Origin of the sequence: Maridesulfovibrio sp. (assembly GCF_965230075.1) — a bacterium.
Taxonomy (GTDB): Bacteria; Desulfobacterota; Desulfovibrionia; order Desulfovibrionales; family Desulfovibrionaceae; genus Maridesulfovibrio.
This window is the reverse complement of the sequence record NZ_OZ245945.1, coordinates 1300590-1325493: the sequence shown is the minus strand read 5'-3', so window position 1 is coordinate 1325493 and position 24904 is coordinate 1300590. Positions and strand designations below refer to the sequence as shown.

Below are 24904 nucleotides of genomic sequence, written 5' to 3'. Positions count from 1 at the left end.
GGTATGTCCTTCCTCCAGTTCAATATCAGATTCCGCAGTATAAGTTTGCTGCTTATGTTCTGCATTCTATACATTTTTTCAATGCCGCTCATTGCCTCCGGGCAGGACTTGAACCCCAATATTATTCAATACCACACTCAGGAGTGGAAAGGCGTAACCAACCGTAATGGGACAGGGCTTTATCATGACATTATGAAAGCCATCTTCACGGACAAAGGATACAAAGTTGAAACCAGCTATTTCCCTTTCAAACGGGCTTTGATGAATATACGCAAAGGCGGAGCTGATATCTCCGGCGGAATAGAAAAAACTTCGGATGACTATCTTTACAGCCGTTACCCAACCTGGGTTTACCGCATCGCTGTAATGTTCAACAAAAAGCTGCTACCCAGCTGGCAGGGCATAAAAACAATTACTGACAATATAAACCAGACAGTTGCCCCACCCATGCAAGGCAAGGAATACGGCATCAATACCAAAGAAATCCGCACCCGTTACGCTGCCTTAAAGCTTCTTTTTATGGGCAGGGTAAAATACTACCTTGATGACTGCACAATCCTTAAAGATGTCATGAAAAACAAAGGCAACGGGATTGCATTCGAGGAAGGCAAGGATGCTTCCGAATTACGCCACATGGACTGGTCACAATTTACAATTCAAGAGCTGTCCAGACGAGAATGGGTCATGGTTTTCCCGAAAACCGAACGAGGCAGACAAGTACGCGAAATCTACGATTCTGGATTCAAGCAGCTTTATGAAAGCGGCGAACTTCACAAAATGTACGCCAAATGGAATCTTCTGGATTGTATGATGCAAAGCCTTCCTGCTGATAATTCGACACTCAAAAAAACAAAAGGCGGAAAGAATTAACCTTCCGCCCTTTAATCAAGTTCGCTGTTTTTGCTCAAAGCATCTGCTTCACCAGCTTCAGGTAAGGTTCAATCCCGCACGGAACATCATCCGGCCATTTGAACGCTTCCCCACTTTTCTGCGCTGCTACTTTACTGATCATTTCTGCCAGCTTCATATAATCTGACGGATCATCAATGATCTGTTCTTCAGGCAGGAAATAGCTGCTGCCGTTATCGCGGGAACTGACTACCGGAACTCCACAGGCCAGCGCTTCGAGCACTGAGTTGGAGCAGGCATCGTAAAATGAGGGCAGCACGAAAACATCGGAACGCCCGTAAAGCGCGGGCATATCTTCAACCTTACCAAGAAAACGCACCCGTTCGGCAACGCCCAGCTCTTCGGCAAGCTTGATGTATTTGGAAGGGTTGCGGCCCCCGGCAACCTGCAAATGGTAATTAGCGGGAAGCTCGGCAAGTGCTTTAATCAGGAAAGAGACACCCTTAAGCGCAAAGTTTGTTGTCGCGGTGGAGATGAGGACATCTTTTTCAGATAATGAAAATTCTGCGCGTGCGAAGTTTCGTTCTTCCAGACTTAACGGGCTGAACAGGGACAGGTCCGGTTTGTTGTAAATGACATCAATTTTGCGTCCGCTAAGTGAGGGATGGGAATCCACCATCCAGTCGCGCACACGATGGGAAACGCAGACCATGCGACAATCCGATGCAGCCTGCTTACGCTCGATATACTTAATGAGCATATTGACCAGAGCTGTGCGGCGGCGGAACATTTTAAAGGAACGCGCAAATCCCGCAGGCCAAGCCCGTTGCGAAAGGGACCAGAAAGATTCAAGCGGTCCGCCACCAATACGCAGGATGTCCTGATTCAGGGATTTACCAAGGCTGATGGTCAGGTCGTAATTGCCTTTCCTGCGTGCCTTTTCTGCCGCCATAACAAACCAAAGCAGCTTCCCGACCCGGCAGACCCCGTAACGGCCTACTTTGATGATGTTGACGCCCTGCGGCGGTTCATCCTCAGCACGGGCACAGATAAAATCAACGGAGTATCCGGCATCAGCAAGGGCCGTGCTTAAATTATATCCAAAACGCTCCACCCCGCCGTAACGACTGAAACGAGGCAGAATCAGGGAAATTTTTTTCATTGTAATTTATATGTAATGTATATCCCTTGCGGGCTTTTACTTTTATTTATATTGATACTCGCAGACCAATAAACCATACGAGCTAAATTCATTGCAACGGACGGGGATGTTATTCGGAAACAACCGTCTTGCCAAGGAAAACGCTCATACAGGAGAAATAAGTGCCGTTTCTTACTCAACCGCTGGATATGCAGATATTCATTCTGGTCAACCAGATATTCCGCAAGCACTGGCTGGATATAGTAATGCCCCTGCTTTCATCCGCCGCCCTGCTCTGGTCCATCATTGCTGTGGTGACTATTATCGGAGTCTGGAAAAAGGGAGCTAAATTTCTGGTCATCATCCTGCTCATATCTGCCACCATGGGGCTGTCCGACTTTTCCACCAACATCACCAAAAAATCCATCGGCAGGGTCCGCCCGCTGAACTCCATCGCCCTGACCTATTTCCGCGATGACGGAATCTGGCAGCGCAGACCGCTTGACTACCAGCAGACCAAAGAGCGCGGCAACTCCTACCCATCTGCACACGCGGCAAACTCCATGGCCTTTGCGGTAATGCTCATGTTCTTTTTCCGTAAGCTGCGCCCGTGGATGCTCTTCCTGCCCATCGGAGTCGGCTACTCCCGCCTCTATCTGGGCAAGCATTTCCCCACCGATGTCATGGCCGGCTGGGCCTTTGGGGCATGTGTGGCTGTTTCAGTCTGGCTACTTTGGAGTTATTGGCTGAAATATAAATTGCCGGAGAAATACAGGCCGTAAAAAAAATCGACTTGATCCTGATGGTTCAAGTCGATTTTTATTTGGAGGATGGGGTGATGAAAAATTACCGGACTGGCTAAAAAAGTTGTTACCCACAAGACAATTTACAATAAAATTTTCAGCCAGCCCGGTTAGAAATCTTTGTCCGGGATTCCCGGGGATGCATGGAATCCCGGACACATGGGAAGGAAGGAGTTTTCAACTAGATTCCCGGAACCGGAAACCTTGAGCAGAAAGATTCAATTTCCGACCGGGTGGTAACGGCCAGATTCTTATCTTCAGGATTTTGGAGGATGGTGGTAATCCAGCCCGCCAGCTTGACCATATCGGACTCCTTCATGCCGCGGGAAGTAGCAGCGGGAGTACCAATCCTGATACCGCTGGGTTTCAGGGGCGGATTGGGATCATCGGGGATAATCTGCTTATTGGTGGTGATGGCAACCTCGTCGAGCAGCTCTTCGGCGACTTTGCCGTTAATGCCGTAGCTCTTCTCGGTATCAAGGACCATCATGTGATTGTCAGTTCCTCCGGTAACAAGGGAAGCACCGGATTTGAGCAGTTCATCCGCCAGTGTTTTTGCATTAAGCAGCACCTGCTTGCCGTATTCCTTGAATTCCGGCTCAAGCGCTTTTTTGAGAGTGACCGCAATACCGGCAATGGTATTCATGTGCGGCCCACCCTGCAGACCGGGGAAGACAGCCTTGTCGATCTTGGGCGCGAATTCCTTCTTGCAAAGAATCATTCCGCCACGGGGACCGCGCAGGGATTTGTGTGAGGTGGAAGTGACTACATCAAAACCGAAGTCAAAGGGGTTGCGAATGACATCGGCTGCAATGAGACCGCCGTAGTGCGAAGCATCGGTCATGGTAATGGCCCCTACTTCGTCGGCAATTTTCTTGAAAGCGGCGTAATCCAGATCGCGGGGGTAGGATGTGTAACCGCAAAGGATCATTTTCGGCTTGTGCTCAAGGGCTGTTTTGCGCAGATCATCAAAATCAATGCTACCGTCAACCGGATCGGTTTTGTAACGGATGAAATTGAAAAGCTTGCCCATAAAGGAAACCGGGGCACCGTGAGTGAGGTGTCCGCCATGGGAAAGATCCATGGCCAGAATGGTATCGCCGGGTTCAAGCAAACCGAGATATACAGCCTGGTTCATGGGAGAACCGGAAAGCGGCTGCACATTGGCGTGCTCACAGCGGAAGACCTGCTTCGCTCTTTCGCGGGCAATGTCTTCGATGGTATCGGTAAATTCCTGACCGCCGTAGTAACGTCTGCCGGGATAACCTTCGGAGTATTTGTTGGTGAAAACACTGCCGAGGGTGCAGAGCACTTCGGGGTAGGTGTAATTTTCAGAAGGGATCAGTTCAATACCTGCTCTCTGGCGGGATTCCTCGCCGGAAAGAGCATTGAAAATGTCAGGATCGTTAGCTTGGAGAAGATTTCGATATTGCTGCATGGGCACTCCTTGTGATTCACCCCGTGGAGGGGTAAGGATGCACGTCTTGAAAAAGACGAGGCCCAGGCGAGCGGCTGGTAAAATAAATTCCGTGTTTCCCTGTGGTTAATTCCACATTACATCGCCAGTTGCACGGAATGTGTATTCAAAAAGCTGATCTATAACTAGCAACAGATTTCAGCTCTGTAAACAAGTTTTTCAACTTAAGCTTAAATTTCCGGCTCACCGAGCTTGTAGCGGATACGCAGGACTCCATCATCAAAGCTGTGTGAAACCATCCTGAACTCTCCGATTTCATTGGTATTTTCAACATGATCACCAATACAGGGGCAGGCATCAAAATCACCGATATTGACCACACGCACTTCGGTCACTCCTTCAGGAAGGCGGGTCAAATTGAAGCGTTCATCGGCTTCTTTAAGACTGATCATCTGTTCAGTCACTACCAGATTTGATGAAATCGCCTCGTTAACGCCCTGCTCAATTTCGCCAGCCTCAGCATCGGTTAAACCGCGCTCGAAATTGTAATCGCACTTGGATTTCTTCTTGTTGATATGTGCGCTGAAACAGCGGTCACAATCAAATTTGCGCACCATCACCTGATTCAAAATATGCTCCGCAGAATGCATGCGGGGCTGATATTGTTTTGCCATGTCGAACGTCCTTTTCTTTGACTTACTTAATTATTCAACGCCAACCTATTCCAATTGAATGGAGATAACAAGGTCAAGGAAAAACTATCCCCATCCCACCGCAGCATCCTCAAGCAAACGCATAAATTCCTCCATAGCCGGGGAAAGCCATTTGTCCTTATGGTGGACAGTCTGAACCCGGATAGGGTCGAGAGATTCCCATGGAATACCCTTGAGCATGCCATCTGCCAGTTCCTTACGAACCACAACTTCGGGCAGGAATGAAACCCCGATATTGCAGAGCAGGTATTGCTTAATGACTTCCACGCTGGCGGTCTCAATGATGTTGTCAGCCTTGATATTCTTATCAGCCAGCAGTTGCTGGAAAATCTGGCGGTAGCTGCATCCGGCCTCCGTATAGAGCACCGCATGGGCCGGAGAATTGATAAGTTCGTCAGCCGGATATTCACGAGGCAGGACCACGCACATGGGTTCATCAAAGAGCGGTTTGCAGATCAGCTCTTCTTCCTCCACCACCTGATCCAGCAATACCGCCATATCAAGACTTCCATCGCGCAGCAGACCGCGCATAGCCGGACAGGTGGAATTGTGCATGATCAAATCCACCTTAGGATACATGGATTTGTACTTCTGAAGCACCGGGGAAAGCCGGTAAAGCATGGTTGATTCCGGCGCGCCGATACGTAATTGCCCTGCAGGTTCTCCCACTTCGTTTTTCAATCCGCACAGATCATCATACCCGGCCAGCAAAGGTAGAACCCTGCGGTAAAGGCGCTCCCCGAAAGAATTAAGGACCACCCGCTTACCAAGACGGTCAAAGACAGGCCGACCATAAAAGTCCTCAATAGCCCTTACATGGGATGTGACCGAAGACTGGGCATAATTGAGCACCTGCGAAGCCTTAATAAAGCTACCCTGCTCTACAATTTCCTTGAACGAAAGTAAGTGTCGGATTTCCATGCTGTCCTCCTGCCTACACTCTTATCTGTTTTAGTGAACATTTCAATCTGAATATTCAGTTTTTCAGATAACAAAATTACTGCTAAATTCAGACAATCAAATTCAGGAAGGTCTAGAAATGAAAAACAAACGAATGGGTCCCATTCAATTAGGCGGGTTGCTGGCCGGGGCCGTGCTCGGGTCGGGGGTAATCCTGCTGCCGCCCATGGCGGAGGCACGACTTGGAGAATGGTCCGTGGCAGCATGGCTGATCATTATGGTTCTGGGGGCGGTCTTTGCTTCACTTTTCGCACGGCTGGCCGTTGCCTACCCCGGATCAGAAGGGGTTCCTATTGCTATCCGCGAAGCATTCGGTGAAAAAGCCGGACAACTGGCTTCCAACTATATCATCTGCGCGGTCTGCGTCGGGCCGGTCCCGGTACTGATGACCGCAGCGGACTCCATCGCCCACACCTTCGCACTGTCTGCCACCCAGACTTCAGGAGCCACAGCAGCCATGCTCCTTTTGTGCGCCACCATATTGTTGCGCAGGGTAACCTTTGTCAGCACCATCTCGCTCATTGCCAGCATCGCCATCGGACTGATTATGATCAGCGGTAGCTTCACCACCATCAGCACCAGTCCGGTAAGCCCTCTTCCGGTTAATGCGCCGGATATCCCGGCACTGGGCTCCACCCTGTTGCTACTTTTCTGGGCCATCATCGGCTGGGAGATCATCGGCAATTATTCAATGGAAGTGCGCAACCCTGAACGGACAATCCCACTGGCAACCATTATCGGAGTCACCGCTGTAAGCGTAGTATATCTGCTGGTCGGCTGGGCCATGCATTCGATTGAAAGCAGCAAACACGGTTCTCTTAACGTTGCCCGGACAGTCGAACCATTACTGGGCGGATATGCGAACTTCACAGTCATGCTGGTTACCTGCGCCCTGTGCATCTGCACCTACCTGATGATTATCGGCGGGGTTTCCCGGCTTATCGCAACGCTAGCAGCCAAGGGTAAATTACCCTCCATTCTGGCGAAGGCCAACGCTAACAACGCCCCCTACCGGGCAATCCTGATCCTGCTCTGCATCCATATGCTAGACCTGTTCCTTATCCATACGGGAGTAGTCACCCTTGAAGATCTGGTATCATTTGCCAATGTATTCTTTCTCGCCAATTCACTGATTGCCGTGGGAGCCGCCTTAAAAATATTTGAATCGCTGGCGGTGCGCATTCCCTGCATGATACTCTGCATCGGCTTCAGTACCCTGCTGGCATTTTCATCCATCTGGCCGCTGCTGGCACTTGCCGCAATCAGCATAATCACATTAAGCTTTAACCGAAGCCAATCATTTGCATTCGCAAGAAAATAAAAAAAGCCGGAACCGCGATCACAAAAGATCATGGTTCCGGCCTTACTTTTTAACTTCAGTAGATATTAAAAGAATCTACGCTTTACGAATCCAACCACTCCAAGCCCGCCGAGCATCAGAAATGCGGCTGCAGGAATGGGGGTAGGTGCAACGTTGGATATGTTGGTAATCTTCAAATTAATTGCTGTAACCTGACTGTACTGCCAGTTGCTATCAGCATTATAAGCAGACTCGTAAATCTGCTGCACAGTATCCCCTATGCCGAGATTTGCAAAACTGGAGCCCCAACCATTCATATACACTGCTGAATTATCATTTCCAGTATAAGCAGAATAGCCATAGCCCCTATCCTTTAAGTAACCATTAGCAGTAGAGCCATAACCATTAAGTGTACCGGAATACAAAGAAGTGTAATACGAATTATTTACAGTCTTAGTTTGACCATTACCAACGGTTCTATACCCGGCCCGGTCGGTATCAATTTCAATTACATACCTTACGGTATCACCGATAGAGATTCCGGCTGCACTTGCCAGCCCTCCACCATCACTTAAGGCGCCAACTGTACCTTCAAGGGTATAATAATATGATGCAAATGCCTGTGCCGGTAAAACCATAATCACCAGCAAGGCTAATACGCTTAAAAACTTCTTCATGAGGATCACCTCCACCGTTTTCCCTGAGAAGAAAAATAACCCGGATGATAATATCAGTCAAGAAATCCAGATTAACCCACGGAAGACTTGGCTTAAACCTAACCGGCTAATAATTCGACTGTTTATTTATGCAAAAACAAGCATATATAAATTAAATATTCATTCTTCAAACAAAAACAAGTGCTCACTGCCGAAAAAGCGACAGCAAACACTTGTAGTAAGCAAACCTGATGCCAAATAAAAAGGGGTAAAAAATTCCCGGCTGAATAAATCCAGCCGGGATACTTTATTGAATAGTTATGCGGGTAAAAAGATTAAATCTGGAATTCACCGGATTTATAGATGACCACTTCACTGCCATCCTTCAATTTAGCATAAACTGTTTTATCCTGAGTATTTACCAAATCCCAGTGCAGGGCGGAAGTATTGTAGCCAAGTTCTTCTTTCATCAGTTCATTAAGCTCGGCCTGATCCCCGGCATAGGTATCAGGGTAGGAAGACCCTACTGCAACGTGGCAGTTACCGAATTCGCCACCATAGTTTTCATCGTAGAGGGTATTGGCCATAAATTTGTCAATGCGTGAAAAACGGCGGTCGGTAAGGGAAAACTCACCGAGACGTGAAGCACCTTCGTCCATTGCCAGCTGTTTTTTGACGAATTCTTCGCCTTCCTTGGCAGTGATTTCCTTGGCTACGCCATCTTCGAAGACAAGACGCACACCCTCAACATAGTTACCAGAACGGTAGGAGGGCTGGTCAGCGTAGTATACGCCGGAAGTGCCGCGCCAGTCAGGAGAGATGAAAAGCTCGAAACTGGGGATGTTGTGTCCGGAAACGCCGATCCACTGACGCAGTTCACCATGCTTCACGGTAAGATCCATATCATCGGTAACAACACGATAGGATTCGATATCCAAACCGTTCAGCCAGTTTTTGACCTCGGAAGCCTTGTCGAAAACGCCCTTCCAGCAGGAAGCCGGATCATCTTCATCAAGGTAACAGGCTTTCACGATCTGGTCGGTGAATTCCTTGATGGTAAGCCCGGCGGATTCAGCAAGAGCCCTTGTGGGGTAGGAACAGAGAGTCCAGCCCAGCTCGCCTTTCTGTTCCCGCTTTTCCATGATGTCACGCAGGAATTTACGGGCCACAGCGCATTTGCCCATGCGGGAAGGCTCAACTCCGGCCAGATGGGTCAGGGAAGAAGGTGCCAGCAGAACGATCAAACCATTAAGGCCTTCGGTAAATTCCTCTTCACCGGGAGCAATATATTTAAGTTGCTCGTCATTACCGTCCCCGTAAAAACTCTTCTCCATTTCCGGAGTCAGAGTCATCCTCGGTACGGGGTTCAAACCTTCGTCAATGAGACGCTTGAATACTGCTTCCGCAAGAGGCAGGGCCTCCGCTTCATAGCGGACCATGATCAGGTCACCCTTCTCATAGGGCTTGGTACGGGCGGTGGTAAGCCCCCACCACAAAGCATCAACATATTTATCGAGCTGTTCTTCTGTCAGCATAAAAACTCCTAAAATTATAACATCTATTATTGCGAGATAAAGTCACCTATTAATTCAATGTGCAACTAATGTCATCATCTATAGATAAGTAAAGTCCACCCTCTGGACTGAAAATCATAATCCCTGCTTGAAAATCTTAATCTAGATAATTAAGATGTTTCTTGTACTTTTTAGTACCTGCCTTCTTGACATGCGGAAGGCTTGTGGCTATCCACATTTCAATAGCCCTGAGTCGGGGGTCAAAGCTGGAATTAATCCGGCTCAATCCTAATTGTAAAAAGACTGCGTAGCCTGTAGGCTTTTGTACGCAGGCTACCAGAGGCTAAAAAATCAATCTTTTTGGAGGGTAACTCTATGAGCTACGTAATTACCATTGATAATGACAAATGTAACGGCGACGGCGAATGTGTTGATGTATGTCCTACCGAAGTTTACGAACTTCAGGACGGCAAAGCAGTAGCTGTTAACGAAGACGAATGCCTCGGTTGTGAATCCTGTATCGAAGTTTGCGAACAGGATGCTATCACCATCGAAGAGCAGTAGAAAATTCTTCATTAACGAAGTTTTAAAGGCGGGAATCAGGGTTAGCCCAGATTCCCGCCTGCTCTTTAATTAACGGTCAGCGAATTTAATATCGTTCAGTGGACCAGCCTGCCGGAGCCGGATTTCTTTTTCTCCTCCCTCTCTACTTTCCTTTTTTTATGCGCCATCCCCGGCATGCTGTCAGTGCCGATTGAACCGTCATGCGGGACCGGTTCGATAAAATCAGTAATTATTTTCACGCAAACAATTGACTGCTGAACAATAATACTTAGCTTATACGAGTTTACGCGGTTTATCCGCCAAAGCTCTGAACATATTTTTTTTACGGAGGTTTTGCTTTGGAGTTCAAAGAAATTTTTCAAAAATACGAAGCTCTTGTCGCTGAAGTAGACAAGACTTTCAATAAAATATCCGAACAGACTGAAGACGGCATCAAATGCGCCAAAGGTTGCAGTGACTGTTGTCACGCCCTCTTCGATCTGACTCTTGTGGAAGCGATCTACATCAACCGCAAGTTCAACGAAACTTACAGCGGCATGGAACGTTCCGTTATCATGCAGGATGCTGATAAAGCGGACCGCCTGATCCACAAGATCAAAAGAAGGGCTTTCAAAGCCAGCCAGTCCGGAGCCTCCACAACAGAAATCCTCAAGGAAGTATCCCTCGCAAGGGTTAAATGTCCTTTCCTGCAGGAAGATAACCTCTGTGCCCTCTATGATCACAGACCGCTGACCTGCCGCATTTACGGTGTTCCCATGAACATCGGCGGACAGGCCCACTCCTGTCAGAAATCAGGCTTCACTGCGGGTAAATCCTACCCCACCATCAACATGGACACCTTGCAGTCCAAGCTGATGCAGCTGAGTGAAGAACTTGCAGCTTCCATCAACTCTTCCCTGAAAGAACTGCCGGAAGTACTGGTTCCCCTCTCCATGGCACTGGTAACCGACTACACCCCGGAATACCTCGGCGCCAATACCGGAGACAAGCCGGAGCCTGAAGCTCCTGCGGCAGAACCTTCTGAAGCATGCGGAACCTGCGACAAAGACAAGTCCGCTTGTGCCACCTGCAACTACTCTGTTGAACTCGGCGCAATGCCCGAGAATCCTTAGGAGATAAACGTGGGCACCCTTACTCCGGAAGAAATAGAAGAACAAAAACGATACATGTACGAGAAACTTTCGCCGCGCAGGCGCAGGTTTGTCGACAAGATCGGTTACGACGAATGGGACCCCTTTGCGAAACCTTTCGATCCTATTGACCTGCGTCAGGATGTAACCGGAAGGACTTCACAGCAGCTCTGTGAAGAATTCATCCGTGAAGTCCACGTAAACCGTAACTCGGAATACGCACAGGCCGCTGCCGAGTTCGGAGTAATGCTGGTCATGAACTTTGAAAAAGTTCGCCCCATTTATGACTTTTGCGTCTGGTACGAAGAACTGCTGAGAAAAGAAGGCAAACACGTTTAGCGTGAGCCAGCGACATCGGCAGTAGACCAACAACGACAAAACTTTTGTAATATAAGAGGTTTTTCCCATGCAGAAATTTGACAACATTGATGACTACATCGAAGACCTGAAAAAGAAAAAAGAAGCCAGCCCCACCTGTAGTAACACCCGTTACAACCTCGGTGTTGCTTACCTGTCCAAAAGGGACTTCATGGAAGCTGAGCGCGAGTTCCTCGTAGCCATCGACGAATCCCCCAAAATGGCAGAAGCATACGTGCAGCTCGGCGGTATCGCCATGCAGCGTGGCGACCTCGAAGGCTGCCTGCGTTACAACATCACTGCTACCCAGCAGCGTCCTTTCTTCGCAGTTCCCTGGGGTAACATCGGCTACGTATACATGGAACAGGGCGAAACCGATAAGGCTATCAAGGCTCTGAAACGCGCCATCAAGTACGATCCCAACTTCGTACAGGCTCTTTCCACCCTCGGTGCTGCCTACTTCAACGAAGGCGAACTGGATGACTGCATCGAAGTCTGCGAAAAAGCTCTCAAGCTGGCAGACAACTTCGGTCCCGCATGGAACAACCTCGCCCTCTGCTACACTGAAAAAGAAGACTACAAAAAAGCAATCGAATGCGTAGACAAAGCTATCGAAACTGGCTTTGACGTATCCGACGACTTCCTCAAGGAACTTGAGAAGCATCGCTAAGATTCTATTTACATTAAATTTAAAGGCTCCCCGGTCTATATGACAGGGGAGCCTTTGTTTTTGCATATCCAAAATCAAACCAACACTTACTCTCGTAAATAAAAATGAATTGTGCTATTGTGCCGTAAAAGCAATTTAATGATAAAAATACGGCACGCTGAACACGCCTGCCCCTGCGACACACTCCCTAACGGCACAATCGGGTTCATATGCATAACGCAGCTGATTTACTTACCTTCAGTGGCATAGTCTGCTTTCTGATCGCCATCCTGCATATCGTGATAATTGTTGTCGGCCCCAAGGCTTACCGCTACTTCGGTGCCGGGGAAGACCTGACCTCCCTTGCGGAAAAACACTCAGTCATCCCCCCGCTACTGACCGCATTCATTGCCACAGTGATTGCAACATTCGGCCTTTATGCATTTTCAGGAGCAGGTAAATTCACCCGCTTGCCACTGCTCGGTCCCGTACTGATCATAATAGGTACGATCTTCAGCATCCGGGGCTTGATCCTGCCTGTACAACTTTTCAATCTACTAAAAAATCCGCATAGGACGGAAACAAAAGAAATCATATTTTCCGTCATCGCCCTGCTGACCGGAATATGCCTGCTCTACGGAACAGTCTTGAATTGGGACTTTATTTTTATCTCATAATAATCCAACACCTTCTTTGTCCGCTGACCAGTACTGCCCAAATTATTGACAAAAGAACGTCCATATATGCCGAGAATGATAGACAAAGGGAATATCAACCTGTTAATTGTCACACAAGGATTCCTGTCTTGATGCAGGTTACAATCAGCTTAAAAACATCTGTTAACTGTTGTTTTTTTATATTTCTTTGATATTCTTTATCGGCATTCAAAATACGGAGGCTTAAATGGCACTTAGCAAACTGGCAGGACAATTGGCTCCTGCGAACATTCTGGAAAACATACCAAGATTAGTTTCAGCGTATTATACCGTAAAACCTGACCCTTCCCTTGATTCTCACCTTGTTGCCTTCGGAACTTCCGGCCACAGGGGCTCAGCCCTTGACGGGTCCTTTAACGAAGCCCACATCTTCGCAATCGCTCAGGCTATCTGCGAATACAGAAAATCCAAGGGTTACACAGGTCCGCTCTACATGGGCAAGGACCCCCACGCCCTTTCAGAACCGGCTCAGATTTCAGCCCTTGAAGTTTTTGCAGCAAACGGCGTTACCGTGCTGCTCAACGATGCGGGCTTCACTCCTACCCCCGCAATTTCCCACGCCATTCTCGCTTACAACAAAGGCAGGAAAGACGGTTTTGCAGATGGAGTCGTAATCACTCCGTCGCATAACCCGCCGCGAGACGGGGGCTTCAAGTACAACCCGCCCAGTGGAGGACCTGCAGGGACCGCTGCAACCAGCACCATCCAGAACCGGGCCAATGAAATTCTCAAAAACGGCCTCAAGGATGTAAAACGGATTCCTTTCAACAGAGCTATAAAAGCTGACACCACTAAAGAATTTGATTTCATCACTCCCTATGTTGAAGACCTGCAAAACATCGTTGACATGCAGGCTATCGCATCCGCAGGACTCAGTATTGGTGTAGACCCACTCGGTGGAGCTGCCATTGATTTCTGGGAGCCTATCGCTGAAAGATATGACCTGAACATAAATGTGGTGAACAAAAAGCTCGATCCCTCATACTCTTTCATGCATGTGGATAAGGACGGCAAAATCCGTATGGATTGTTCCTCCCCTTATGCCATGGCCGGTCTTATTGAGCTGAAATACCAGTATGATATTTCATTTGCTAATGACCCGGATACTGACAGGCACGGCATCGTCACCAAAAGCCGGGGACTGATGAACCCCAACCATTATCTGGCCGTTGCCATTGAATATCTTTACAAGCACAGACCTCAGTGGAGCGACAAGCTCACCGTAGGTAAAACCCTTGTATCCAGTTCCATGATCAACAGGGTGGCAGATTCCATCAATCGTCCGCTCATGGAAGTCCCGGTTGGTTTCAAATGGTTCGTAGACCCGCTGCTGGACGGCACCTGCGGTTTCGGCGGCGAAGAAAGTGCGGGCGCATCATTCCTCCGCAAAGACGGTACCGTATGGACTACCGACAAAGACGGAATCATCATGAACCTGCTGGCTGCGGAAATTACCGCCATCACCGAGCAGGACCCCGGAGAGCACTACACCTCCCTTGAAAAGAAATTCGGACATCCGGTCTACAAGCGCATTGATACCCCGGCCACAGAGGAACAGAAAAAAGCGTTCAGCATTCTGACCCCGGACATGGTAAAAGCCAAGACACTTGCCGGAGAAACAATTGAAGAACGTCTCACCGCAGCCCCCGGTAATGGGGAAGCAATCGGCGGTCTTAAGGTTGTGACTGAAAACGGCTGGTTTGCAGCCCGTCCCTCCGGTACGGAATCAATTTACAAAATCTATGCTGAATCCTTTAAGGGGCTGGCTCATCTTGTAGCTATTCAGGAAGAAGCTGCCAGCATCGTTAATGCCGCTTTTGAAGTAGCCCTGAAATAGTCCTCAGTTATCCTGACAACAAAAAGGGCGGAAAGCTTTAAGCTCTCCGCCCTTCCTTATTAACTTTTCAAAAATCCGTTTAATCGGATAATTCATCACAGACTCTGCCCGCCTCATCCTCAAATCTGGCAAGACACTCTTCAACCGCCTGAGCATCTTCATTAAGCAAAGCCTTTTCAAGCTGCACAGCCGCATCCCTTGCACGGGGAGCACAAATAGCTGCACAACTGCTTTTCAAGGTATGGACGATCCTCTTGGCAACAGAAATCTTGTTGCTTTCGCGTGCTTCCTTGAATTTCACAATATCACTGGACACGTCACTCATGAACATGGAGCACAACTCATTATATAAAGAACTGTCCCCCTGATACATGGCGTTTGCTTTGTCAGGATCAAGGACCTTCACATTCGTCGAAGTTGATTCAGGAGTAACTACGGGCGCTCCGCAATTTTCACTCATAGTCCGCAGAATGACCTCCCGCAGAGCCACGTATTGCACGGGTTTGGCAATGTAGTCATTCATACCGGCCTTCGCACATCTTTCCTTGACCCCGGCCATGGCATGGGCTGACATAGCGACAATCGGAATATTGCGGGGAGCTTCCCCAGCCTTTCCGTTACGGATACTCTCAGACGCGCTAAAACCATCCATTTCAGGCATTTCCAGATCCATAAGCACTAAATCTACATCAAGACCGGAAAGCATGCTGACCGCTTCCAGACCGTTGGAAGCCACCTCAACAGAATGCCCCATCTTCTCCAGCAGACTTGTAGCGACAAGGACATTGATGGGATTATCCTCAACCAGAAGAATGGAATATTCAGCAGGGACCGCAGAAGAGTCAAGAACACAGTCAACTCCCTGCTCGACAGCAAGTTTCCCGGAATCACCATACTTGAGGACAACATGGAAAGAAAAGACACTGCCGAAACCTTCAGAGCTTTTGACTCCGATCTGACCGCCCATCATCTCAACCAGTTCCCGGGATATTGCCAATCCCAGTCCGGTACCGCCAAATTTACGGGTGGTCGAATCATCCGCCTGACGGAAACTCTCGAAAACAATATTCTGCTTCTCTTCAGGAATTCCGATCCCGGTATCACGAACTGAAACCTGAATCACAGCTTCCCCGGATTCCTTACGATCCTCAAAATTGCTGACCTGAACAAAAACACCACCCTGTTCGGTGAATTTAATGGAATTACCGATAAGGTTATATAAAATCTGCTTCAGCCTGCCCTGATCTCCGCAGACAGCCTCAGGCACATCCGCATCAACCTCAATATTTAAGGCCAACCCCTTGTCACGGGCCTGCTGTTCCATACTTCTGACCACGTCGTGCATTGCCTCAACAAGACTGAAATCAGTCTCTTCCAAGGTAAGCATACGGGCTTCGACCTTGGAAAGGTCAAGAATATCATTAATGAGAGTTAACAGCTGGTCTGCGGAAATTTTAACCAATTCAAGATTTTCAGTCTGCTTTGATGAAAGCTCGGAACGCAAAGTAAGGTCGGTCATGCCGATTATGGCATTGAGCGGTGTACGAATTTCATGACTCATGGAAGCCAAAAAACGGGATTTAAACCGGTTGGCCTTTTCAGCGACATCACGGGCCTTAATAATCTCCCGCTCCATCTCTTTACGCTCAGTGATCTCAATAAACGAGGCAACAGCACCACCGGACTCACCCTGCATCGGGGTTACTTCCAACAGATACCAGCAGGGTTCACCATCCTGCTCAAAAGAATATTCGTAGGAAAATTTACGACTCTTTCCTTCCGCCACGGAACGGACCCCATCCACCAGCTCATTAAGGGAACCACGCAAACAACCTGAAGAAAAAACGGCATCCTTGAAATCAATACCATCCATAGCTTCTTCACTCGTTCCGGGTAGAAAAATATCCCGCCACGAATCATTGGCGGCAATAACTTTCATATCCGTGTCCAATACGGCGATTTTGGCGGACATGGAAGCCAATACGGAACTGAGCTGCTCCTCACGAGCAAGCAATTTACGGTTGGCTACGTCAAGCTGGCGGGACTGCAGAAGAGTATTTTCATAAGTAGCAAGCAACAAATGAAAGACCTGACTGAAATCAGCCTTCAAAACATGCTTGTCACCCTGAAATTCAAAATCCACTTCCTGTACAGTGGATTTCTCAGAATCAAAATATTTATTCTTAAGGACCGACTCAATGCGTGAGATCAGAAAAGTTTCATCATAAGGTTTGGTTACGAAGTTGGTAGCCCCGCTCTTCAAGCCCTTGATGATATCTCCGGGCTCGGAAAGACTGGTCAGTAAAATGACCGGAACATCCTTGTAGCGGGAGTTCATCCTGATTTTCTCGCACAGTTCGTAGCCATCCATTCCGGGCATGACCACATCACTGATAACCAGATCAACTTCCTTTTCCTCCAATAGCTGGAGGGCATTATCACCATTGGAGACAAGGGAAACCTTGAATCCTTTCTCAAATAAAATATATTCCAGCTTAACCGCCTGAGTCAGACTATCCTCAACGACTAGAATATGATTGCTTCCCACTATTTATCCTCCAGCAATCCCAAAAAAATCCTGCAGAGCTCTCCCCCAATACTATCCAGCGGTAAAACCGAAACAGCACCACCAATTTTTACCGCTTCTCCGGGCATACCAAAAACAATTGAGCTCTCTTTATCTTGAGCGATAGTGTAGCCGCCATTTCGTCTTATCTCAAGCAGTCCGTCAGCACCATCCCTGCCCATTCCGGTTAACAACACCCCGACAGCGGACCGTCCGATATTACGGGCAATGGAATTAAAAAGAATCGATGCGGAAGGCTTGATACCATTGACGTTTGGCGCATCAGTAAGAACTATGCGTCTTTTGGCCGAGACTTCCATGTGCACACCTTCAGGTGCGAAATAAACCACTCCGGGCTTCAATTCATCATCCTGGGCGGCAATCCTGATATCATGCCCTGTATTGTTTTTCAGCCAGTTGACCATCCCTTCGGTAAAACCTTCCGACATATGCTGCACAATAAGAATGGGAGCGGGAAAGCCCTGCGGCACTGACATGAGAATCTGTTTTATGGCCTGCGGTCCACCAGTAGAAGCACCGATAGACACGACTTTACCTTTAGCAGACGATGGCTCTGGTCGGGATACCGGTTTTGGCGGGATAACGGAATCTTTAATGGCTTTGCTGCTGAAACGGGTCTTACGTCGGACAACCTTGACCTCGGACATTAAGCGCGCTGAGACGATAATATCCTGCATCTGGTCTTCAAAATTTTCATCTTTCAATGCAGGCTTGTTGTGAAAAGCCAAGGCCCCGGTATCAATAAGGCGAAAACCGATTTCAGCATCCGAAGCCCGGTATATAGCGCTGACAATTACAATGGGAACCGGATTCTCTTCCATGATCATTCTGGTGACCCGGAATCCGTCGCAATCAGGAAGGTTTACGTCCATGGTGACTACATCCGGATTCAACTCCCGGACCATGCGCAGCGCGGAGTAGCCGTCTTCGGCACAGCCGACTACTTCGAAATCCTGCTCGCGCTTAAACATCTCTGCAAACAATGTACGCACAGATGCCGAGTCATCCACGATCAAAACCTTAATCACTTACCCACTCCAATTAAAACACTCTAAAACATCCACACCCGGAGGTATCCTCTACACGCTAATTATCCTGCATGCAAACTTAACGCTATAATACACCAAATAAGCTCAATACTTATCTATAGTTAAGCAAAGACTAGCCAGCTAAACGCTTGATAACTTCCAATAAATTACCCTGATCAAAATTTGACTTAATAATATAGGCATCCGCACCGGCATCAACGCCACGCTCCCGGTCCTCAGCCGAACCAAGGGAAGTAACAAGAATGATGGGCAGACTTGAACTATTGTTCATTTTCCTAACTTTTGCGGTCAGGGTAAAACCGTCCATCTGCGGCATTTCAACGTCTGAAACCAGAACATCCGGCAGTGAAGACTCTATTTTCTGCAAAGCATCAAGGCCGTTAACAGCGGTAACAACCTTGTACCCGGCTGCCTCAAGAACATTCTTGAGCAACATACGTGAAGTAATGGAATCCTCAGCCACAAGCACAGTCTTGCGCTCCTGTACGCCCTGCCTGTGCACAACAGACCTGACTCTGCCCGCCACATGCATTCCCATAGCGGTACGAGCCATATCCGGTGTATGCAATATGGGAACAAGTTCTCCGGACCCCAGCATGGAAAAGCCTGAAACGTTACGCACCCTTTTGAGTAACGGTCCCATGCTCTTGGCCATTACATCCTGTTCACCGGATAACTCATCAACACTAACAGCTACGGCCTTGCTGCCTTTACCTACAATCAGCACGGGAAAAGCCTGGCTTTGATTCTTCTGACTGTCCAATTCGAGAATATCTGCCAGACTCACCAGAGGATGCGGCCTGCCAAGAACAAAGACCGTCTCCTTGCCACCAGTGTTAACAATATCAGCCTGCCGGACCAGCATGACCTTGCGCACCCCGGATTTGGGGACCACAAAGCTTTTTCCGCCGGACCCGACAACGATTCCCCGAAAGGATGTCAGGGCCACGGGGATGTTCAAAATCACCCTGAAACCTTTACCCGCCGGACTGGCTAAAACGACACTGCCGCCAAGGGACTCCACCTTATCGCGAACAATAGCCATCCCCAATCCGCGTCCGGAAATATCGGTTATGATCTCGCTGGTGGACATACCGGAAACAAAAACCAGCTCCAGTGCGGCACGGCGGTCCATCTTCTCCGCATCATCAACTGAAAGAATTCCACGGCTGACCGCAACAGCTTTCAAGCGATCCAGATCAATTCCCCGGCCATCGTCTCCATAGACTATCTTAACCACGTCTCTATCAGTCTGAGTGATAGAGAAAAATATCCTGCCCACAGGGTCTTTACCCGCTGCTATTCTGGCATCCATGTTCTCAATTCCATGATCAATGGAGTTGCGCATCATATGCATAAGCGGATCGTGCAGCATTTCAAGTATTCTGCGGTCAATGCGCACATTTTCGCCGCTGCTCTCCATCCTGCATTCCTTGCCCTGCTCAATGCTCAAAGTCCGTACCATACGCGGAAAAACATCCAGCAAAGACGAAAAGGGAAGCAGCATGGAATTTTTAAAGTCACCAAGCAGGGAATCAATCTTGGAGGTGAGATCACGCTCTGCACGCCGGGCCGAGATTGTCAGCACATTAAACCGTCTGGAAAGATCATCCAGTTTTTTATCCATGAGCGCATTCAGTTTCATCTCTTCTTCAGATAAAGAATCAATCCGTTTTTCCTGAGAATCATTGAAAAACATCTTAAATTCCCTCAGAAGGGTATCCATTTCCGAAATATCCTGTACCCGGTTGCGCTGTGAATTTCGGGAAGAAATCAACTCTTCTGTCTGCAAGAGAAGGCCAGTCAGAAAAGAAGAGCTTATTCTGACAGTATCGCCCATGGAGGTATGATTGGAAGCAATATCGTGTTTAGGCTGCTCAACAGGTTCGGTACCACTGTCCACATCGGCTCTAACCTCTGCAGCGGGAACTTCGAAATCTTTTTTATCCACAGAGGGTTCTCTGTCGGGCTCCAGAAAATTACCTTCTGCTTCAATCAGCTGCGGAGATTCAGCCAACTCTTTCATGCGGGCAATGGCCAACTGGACCTGTGGCGTGGCTCTACCATCCAGAGAATCATCCTCCTCACGGAGCATATCCTCCAATAAATCGAGCCAGCCCAACATAATTGAGCAAATTTTGCCGGAAGGTGACAGCCCATCCTTTTTCAACACCGCAAAAAAAGATTCAAAAGCCTGACAGAATTCTTCAACCTTTCCGAGGCCGACAGCCCTAGCCGCACCCTTCAGGCTATGCAATTCCCGGTAAGAGGATTCAATAACAGCAGAAAGATCTTCCTTACCGCACCCTTTTTCCAGCCTCAGAAAATCGGCAGAAAGGACCCGCATGCGATCAGTACTTTCCCCCCTGAACGCGGCCAGCAGTCTTTGCTTGAGATCACCGTCAATCATACCCACATCAACTCTCCGTGTTCCCGTTAAGACAGCCCATGCTGGCTACCGCCAACAAATTCATTGATGGTGAATGATTCTTCCCGCAACAAGGCAGCCCCATCAAGAATGGTCTTGCGATCGCCAGTAAGTCCAAGGCTGAAACTGGTCAGCTGATTTTCACCACCGGGCAGTGGCTTTATCTCTGCATCGGCAACAGGAATGACCCCGACAACCTCATCAACTGCAATACCGAATTCAGTCTCATCATTCGCCAACAGAACTACACCGGGGTTTTCCGACTCAAGCTTATCCCCGGTTCCAAGAAAAATACATAAATCAACAACGGCCCAAAGATGACCGCGCACACTCATCACCCCAAGATGGAAATCAGGGGTACAAGGAACGGAAACAATATCTTCAGGAATCATTACTTCTTTGACCGCAGAAGTCTCGAAACCGTAGGTATGGGGACCCATACGAAAAAAAACATATTCGCGCGCACCGGACTTTTGTTCCTCACCGGTTGATTCAGCAGAAATCTTCAAGGCCAGCTTTTCCGCTCTGTTACGAAGAAGCTCCCTGTCACTTTCGCGTTTGAAATAATCCAAGGTATCACTTTCCATTATCTCACCTCTGGTCAAATACTGCTAACCCAACTGCTGCTGAACTAAACGCACCATTTCCATCAGACGCCCGGCTGTTATGCCGTCTGAACATGGGACAGGCTCATCCTGATCCATTTTCTCCAACTCCTGCATGGAAATACGAAAATGCCTCGCTGCCCCATTCGTATCGTTGTTTTCCATATATATATTACCGAGCAGAAAATGAGCCATGATAAATTCACTATCCAGAAAAACCGCATTACGCATATGGGCTAATGCAGTAGCCAAATCACCCTGCTGAAAGCAAATTTGTCCGAGCAGAAAATGAGCACAAGGGGAAACCCGGTCTAACTCAAGAGCCTTGGCGCACCACTGCGCTGCTTCATCTGCAAGCCCTGAGTCTGCCTTGATCCAGGCGATTCCAAGAAATGCAGCAGCTTTGATTTCCCGAGGATTCTCCTGCTCAGCAACTCTTTTATATACGGACACAGCCTCAAAAGTATCCCCATGCATCCGCAGCCCTTCAGCCTGCTTAAGCAGGGTGGCTCCTTCATCCCCTGCTCTCGGCAAGACAGGAGGTTCCAGCACAACTTCAATCTTCGGCTCAGAAATCTCCAGTTCATCAAACCCGAAACCATCCTCAACCGGAGTAGACTCCAATTGCGCATTAAAATCAAACTGTTCTGTTACTTCTGCTACAGAATATTCGGGATCGTCCCGAAATTTAAAACCATCAAAGCCCAGTTGGCATTGCGGTTCATAATCCTCATTCTTCCGGTACAACAGAACCCCGCCAATATTAACGGGTTCAAAGCGCCCATAACTGCTGAGCAATCCTGACTCACTGGGCGTAGCAACAAGCCAACCACCGGAAGTCATGCAATCCCAGAGTTTATCGAGCACAGAGTTGACTCCCTCTGAGGAAAAATACATGAGCACATTACGGCAAAGAATAACATCCATATCCTGCAAAGCCACAGGAACAGCTGCATCCATAAGATTCAAACGGGAAAGATTGACCATCCTTTTTATGGACGAATCAATAAGGAATGAATTGGAACCGACCTTACGAAAAAAAATATCCTTAAAGCTCGTATCCTCTGAGCGGAACGACCATTTACGGTAACAGCCTTCGCGGGCTTTGACTAAAGCTTTGCTGTCGATATCCGTACCGAAGATTTCAGCACTAATTCCAGACCTGCGGCAGATCATGGCAATTGTGTACGGTTCTTCACCTGTTGAACAGGCCGTAGACCAGACCCTGACAGCACCATTCAGGCCACTGCCCTTGGCGCTCAACTTACGTAAAATTTCATATTCCAGAACTCTGAGGGCATTGGTATCACGAAAGAAAAATGTCTCGCCGATGGTCAGTCTGTTGATAAATTGCTCAAGATCTTCATTTCCAACAGTAGGCGAAAGAATGTAATCAAGACACTCGGCCGGAGTTTTAAATGATGAATCTTCCCTCTGAAAACGGACCACTGCACTGCGCAGATCCTTCCACCTCTCCGAGGCGAAATTCAGGCCGAACCTGTCACGGACCATATCCGCCAGCTCGCTAACCTTGTCATCAGTCAGAAAATTAATCATCAGCTGCGGAATCCTCCGCTTCATTCATTGCTGCTATAGCTGCAAGCAGATCCTGCTCCTGTTCCGAATCAAGGAGTTGCCCCATATCCTGAACCAACACAACATCAGCGGCCAATCCGGCAAAAGATTTCAAAAGTGAAATTCCGGGCCAGATTTCATCCGCATCACGAGTAATTTCATTCTCAATTTCAAGCACATCACTGATACGGTCCGCTAGCACCGCCATGCGCCGTCCATTGGCAGAGCTGAAAATAAGCCTGTCGCTGAGGATTACGTCACGCTCTTTTACACCGATCCTGCCCCGCAAACCAAGAACCGGTACAATATCACCACGATGATTGACCACTCCAAGAACCGGAGCCGGTGCATCAGGGACAGGGGTCAACAACACCGCACGCTCAACACGGTCCACAGCAACCGAAGGCAAGGCAAACTTACAGGAATCAACCTCAAAAATTACGTACTCAGTATTCGACATAGAAATCACTTCCCGGCAGCTGCAGATTTTTTCATCAGCGCATTATATTTCTTCATTACCTTCACCGCATAAGCCCGCGCCCGACCCGGCAGATTCTTGGGCGAACCGGTATGGTAAGCCCCGATAGCCCGCCAATTGTAGCCATATCGATCAAGGCAATACCGTAAAATCCACGCACCCAATCGTAAATTTTCTTCCGGCTCAAGGGCCTCGGCAGGACTAAGATCAAATTTCCTGATCCAGTAAGAGTTAACCTGCATAAGTCCCACGTCATAACTCTTACCCCTGTATTTTTCGATAATGGCAAGAGCCTCTTCCCGGGAATCAGGATACACACTTCGTCCCTCAATATTCAAGGCCCAAGGGTTGTAACCGCTCTCGTGGTCCGCAATGGCATTCAGGATTTCCGGATGCAGGGAAAATTCCTCGGCAACCTGTCCAAAAAGCGGTGGAACCGGAACCTTTTCACGGTCTGCAACCTTAATACGCTGCTGGACCTCATGCCGCTGTGAAGGCGAAAACTCACGCTCCACATCAAACGGAATGATCATGCGGAATACAATAGCCCCGCTGAGGATGAGATACAAGGCAACAATAAATCTGGTCATTAGCGATTAAAATCCTGTCAGAAAAAAGTACCATAAAGCAGTTAAAAATCACCTCCTCAAAATTCCACTCCTGTTCCATTATGCCAGTCAGTTGGTTTTGACCGAAACATTCAAAAAAGGAATTAAAAAATGAAGAAATTAATTATTATGTCCCTGCTATGTATCCTGCTTGTTGCTGCTTCCGCTCAGGCTGCTACCAGCTTCAGCAAAAACTCTTTCAAAGATTTCACCCTGCACACCTACGTATCCGATGACCCATTGGGCGATGTGTCCTTCATAATTGAATCCAAGAACAAACTGGTCATCCTTGAACCGCAGGCTTTCAACAAAAACATCACCGAACTCAATGAATACGCCGCCAAGCTGAACAAGCCCCTTGCTGCGGTACTCGTCTCCTACCACGCCGGCGGTGTAAATCATTATGACGGCGAAAAAATCATCACCAAGCCCATGGACGGTTTCATGCACAGCGAACACGGTCAAGGCATGGTCAGTTACTTCGGCAAGATTTTCAAAGGCCAGATGGACCTTGACCCGGCAACCTACGATAAAAAAATAGCAGCCAATGCCAAGCTGGTCATCGACGGCGTTTCCTATCAGTACTCACCCAGCGCAGTTCCCGGCATGCCCGGCTCCAACATCTCCATCAACGATAAAGTGCTCTACACCCACTTCGCCCCGGCAGCAGGCTCCCATGTTTCCGAGCACCTGATCAACTCCAAAGCTTCCATTGACGGTGCTCTGGCTGACGCAAAAATGGCTCAGCAGGGCAATTACGAAATCTATGTCGGCTCCCATTTTCCCGGAAAAGGCAACAAAGCTGACGTAGATTTCCTCGTCGGCTACCTGCAGTCCCTAAAAAAAGCAGCAGGCCAAACCTCATCCGCCTCCGACATCATTAAATACATGAACAACGCCTACCCCAATCTCGAAAACAGCGAATCACTCAACAAGATCGCAGCTTCAATTACCAAATAAGCATATAG

General features: G+C 48.3%; 24 protein-coding genes and 1 riboswitch. Of the genes, 10 read left to right on the top strand and 14 right to left on the bottom strand.

Going from position 1 to position 24904, the window contains the following annotated elements; genetic code table 11:
- Positions 1 to 108 precede the first annotated feature (108 nt).
- Positions 109 to 870 (top strand): substrate-binding periplasmic protein, encoded by a 762-nt coding sequence (locus ACO05Z_RS06055; RefSeq protein WP_421901254.1) that lies wholly within the window; start codon positions 109 to 111, stop codon positions 868 to 870.
- Positions 871 to 904: 34 nt separating this feature from the next.
- Here ACO05Z_RS06055 and ACO05Z_RS06050 read toward each other — a convergent pair whose 3' ends face one another.
- Positions 905 to 2011: a glycosyltransferase family 4 protein gene (locus ACO05Z_RS06050; protein ID WP_421901253.1), complete on the bottom strand. Its 1107-nt coding sequence runs from the start codon at positions 2009 to 2011 to the stop codon at positions 905 to 907.
- Positions 2012 to 2172: 161 nt separating this feature from the next.
- Between ACO05Z_RS06050 and ACO05Z_RS06045 the strand changes: the two genes are divergently transcribed.
- On the top strand, positions 2173 to 2772 hold the full coding sequence (locus tag ACO05Z_RS06045; protein WP_421901252.1) for a phosphatase PAP2 family protein: 600 nt from the start codon (positions 2173 to 2175) through the stop codon (positions 2770 to 2772).
- A gap of 202 nt (positions 2773 to 2974) precedes the next feature.
- Here the strand turns inward: ACO05Z_RS06045 and glyA are convergent, their stop codons facing one another.
- From glyA to ACO05Z_RS06030, 3 genes are all read right to left on the bottom strand, one after another.
- Entirely contained in the window at positions 2975 to 4231 is a 1257-nt protein-coding gene (glyA, locus tag ACO05Z_RS06040; protein ID WP_421901251.1) for a serine hydroxymethyltransferase, read from the bottom strand.
- Between the two features lie 53 nt (positions 4232 to 4284).
- Positions 4285 to 4373, bottom strand: a riboswitch (ZMP/ZTP riboswitch).
- Positions 4374 to 4440: 67 nt separating this feature from the next.
- Positions 4441 to 4884 (bottom strand): hypothetical protein, encoded by a 444-nt coding sequence (locus ACO05Z_RS06035; RefSeq protein ID WP_421901250.1) that lies wholly within the window; start codon positions 4882 to 4884, stop codon positions 4441 to 4443.
- Positions 4885 to 4968: 84 nt separating this feature from the next.
- On the bottom strand, positions 4969 to 5844 hold the full coding sequence (locus ACO05Z_RS06030; RefSeq protein ID WP_421901249.1) for a LysR family transcriptional regulator: 876 nt from the start codon (positions 5842 to 5844) through the stop codon (positions 4969 to 4971).
- A gap of 118 nt (positions 5845 to 5962) precedes the next feature.
- On the opposite strand from ACO05Z_RS06030, the gene ACO05Z_RS06025 reads away from it, so the two are divergent.
- Positions 5963 to 7204: an APC family permease gene (locus ACO05Z_RS06025; RefSeq protein WP_421901248.1), complete on the top strand. Its 1242-nt coding sequence runs from the start codon at positions 5963 to 5965 to the stop codon at positions 7202 to 7204.
- Between the two features lie 65 nt (positions 7205 to 7269).
- Here ACO05Z_RS06025 and ACO05Z_RS06020 read toward each other — a convergent pair whose 3' ends face one another.
- Both ACO05Z_RS06020 and ACO05Z_RS06015 read right to left on the bottom strand, forming a co-directional pair.
- Positions 7270 to 7860 (bottom strand): VPLPA-CTERM sorting domain-containing protein, encoded by a 591-nt coding sequence (locus tag ACO05Z_RS06020; RefSeq protein WP_421901247.1) that lies wholly within the window; start codon positions 7858 to 7860, stop codon positions 7270 to 7272.
- A gap of 314 nt (positions 7861 to 8174) precedes the next feature.
- The gene (locus ACO05Z_RS06015) at positions 8175 to 9374 is read right to left on the bottom strand and encodes an aminopeptidase (RefSeq protein ID WP_421901246.1); all 1200 of its coding nucleotides are present in this window, start codon (positions 9372 to 9374) and stop codon (positions 8175 to 8177) included.
- A 354-nt stretch (positions 9375 to 9728) separates the two neighbouring features.
- Between ACO05Z_RS06015 and ACO05Z_RS06010 the strand changes: the two genes are divergently transcribed.
- Positions 9729 to 9917, top strand: a complete 189-nt coding sequence (locus tag ACO05Z_RS06010) for a ferredoxin (protein ID WP_015851179.1) — start codon at positions 9729 to 9731, stop codon at positions 9915 to 9917.
- 95 nt (positions 9918 to 10012) lie between these two features.
- On the opposite strand, the gene ACO05Z_RS06005 is transcribed toward ACO05Z_RS06010, so the two are convergent.
- On the bottom strand, positions 10013 to 10156 hold the full coding sequence (locus tag ACO05Z_RS06005) for a hypothetical protein (RefSeq protein ID WP_421901245.1): 144 nt from the start codon (positions 10154 to 10156) through the stop codon (positions 10013 to 10015).
- A 99-nt stretch (positions 10157 to 10255) separates the two neighbouring features.
- Here ACO05Z_RS06005 and ACO05Z_RS06000 point away from each other — a divergent pair, with 99 nt between their 5' ends.
- From ACO05Z_RS06000 to pgm, 5 genes are all read left to right on the top strand, one after another.
- A complete protein-coding gene (locus ACO05Z_RS06000; RefSeq protein WP_421901244.1) occupies positions 10256 to 11029 on the top strand; it encodes a YkgJ family cysteine cluster protein in 774 nt (257 codons plus the stop codon).
- 54 nt (positions 11030 to 11083) lie between these two features.
- A complete protein-coding gene (locus ACO05Z_RS05995; protein WP_421904171.1) occupies positions 11084 to 11386 on the top strand; it encodes a hypothetical protein in 303 nt (100 codons plus the stop codon).
- A gap of 67 nt (positions 11387 to 11453) precedes the next feature.
- Positions 11454 to 12074: a tetratricopeptide repeat protein gene (locus tag ACO05Z_RS05990; RefSeq protein WP_421901243.1), complete on the top strand. Its 621-nt coding sequence runs from the start codon at positions 11454 to 11456 to the stop codon at positions 12072 to 12074.
- Between the two features lie 209 nt (positions 12075 to 12283).
- Positions 12284 to 12730 carry a hypothetical protein gene (locus ACO05Z_RS05985; RefSeq protein WP_421901242.1) on the top strand — a complete coding sequence of 149 codons (447 nt, stop codon included), beginning with the start codon at positions 12284 to 12286 and terminating at the stop codon, positions 12728 to 12730.
- A 226-nt stretch (positions 12731 to 12956) separates the two neighbouring features.
- On the top strand, positions 12957 to 14606 hold the full coding sequence (pgm, locus tag ACO05Z_RS05980) for a phosphoglucomutase (alpha-D-glucose-1,6-bisphosphate-dependent) (RefSeq protein WP_421901241.1): 1650 nt from the start codon (positions 12957 to 12959) through the stop codon (positions 14604 to 14606).
- Between the two features lie 79 nt (positions 14607 to 14685).
- On the opposite strand, the gene ACO05Z_RS05975 is transcribed toward pgm, so the two are convergent.
- The 7 genes from ACO05Z_RS05975 to ACO05Z_RS05945 all read right to left on the bottom strand — a co-directional run bounded on the left by ACO05Z_RS05975 (position 14686) and on the right by ACO05Z_RS05945 (position 23918).
- Positions 14686 to 17154, bottom strand: coding sequence for a response regulator (locus ACO05Z_RS05975; protein ID WP_421901240.1), 2469 nt, complete (start codon positions 17152 to 17154; stop codon positions 14686 to 14688).
- Positions 17154 to 18221, bottom strand: a complete 1068-nt coding sequence (gene cheB, locus ACO05Z_RS05970; protein ID WP_421901239.1) for a chemotaxis-specific protein-glutamate methyltransferase CheB — start codon at positions 18219 to 18221, stop codon at positions 17154 to 17156. Before cheB ends, ACO05Z_RS05975 begins: the two co-directional genes overlap by 1 nt.
- Positions 18222 to 18354: 133 nt before the next feature.
- A complete protein-coding gene (locus ACO05Z_RS05965) occupies positions 18355 to 20652 on the bottom strand; it encodes a hybrid sensor histidine kinase/response regulator (protein WP_421904170.1) in 2298 nt (765 codons plus the stop codon).
- A gap of 26 nt (positions 20653 to 20678) precedes the next feature.
- The gene (locus ACO05Z_RS05960) at positions 20679 to 21257 is read right to left on the bottom strand and encodes a chemotaxis protein CheW (protein WP_421901238.1); all 579 of its coding nucleotides are present in this window, start codon (positions 21255 to 21257) and stop codon (positions 20679 to 20681) included.
- 24 nt (positions 21258 to 21281) lie between these two features.
- Positions 21282 to 22832: a CheR family methyltransferase gene (locus ACO05Z_RS05955; protein WP_421901237.1), complete on the bottom strand. Its 1551-nt coding sequence runs from the start codon at positions 22830 to 22832 to the stop codon at positions 21282 to 21284.
- Complete coding sequence (locus ACO05Z_RS05950) at positions 22825 to 23310, bottom strand: chemotaxis protein CheW (RefSeq protein ID WP_421901236.1); 486 nt, start codon at positions 23308 to 23310, stop codon at positions 22825 to 22827. The genes ACO05Z_RS05955 and ACO05Z_RS05950 overlap by 8 nt, the downstream gene beginning before the upstream one ends.
- 5 nt (positions 23311 to 23315) lie before the next feature.
- Entirely contained in the window at positions 23316 to 23918 is a 603-nt protein-coding gene (locus ACO05Z_RS05945; protein ID WP_421901235.1) for a lytic transglycosylase domain-containing protein, read from the bottom strand.
- Positions 23919 to 24047: 129 nt separating this feature from the next.
- Here ACO05Z_RS05945 and ACO05Z_RS05940 point away from each other — a divergent pair, with 129 nt between their 5' ends.
- Entirely contained in the window at positions 24048 to 24896 is an 849-nt protein-coding gene (locus ACO05Z_RS05940) for a hypothetical protein (RefSeq protein ID WP_421901234.1), read from the top strand.
- Positions 24897 to 24904 lie beyond the last annotated feature (8 nt).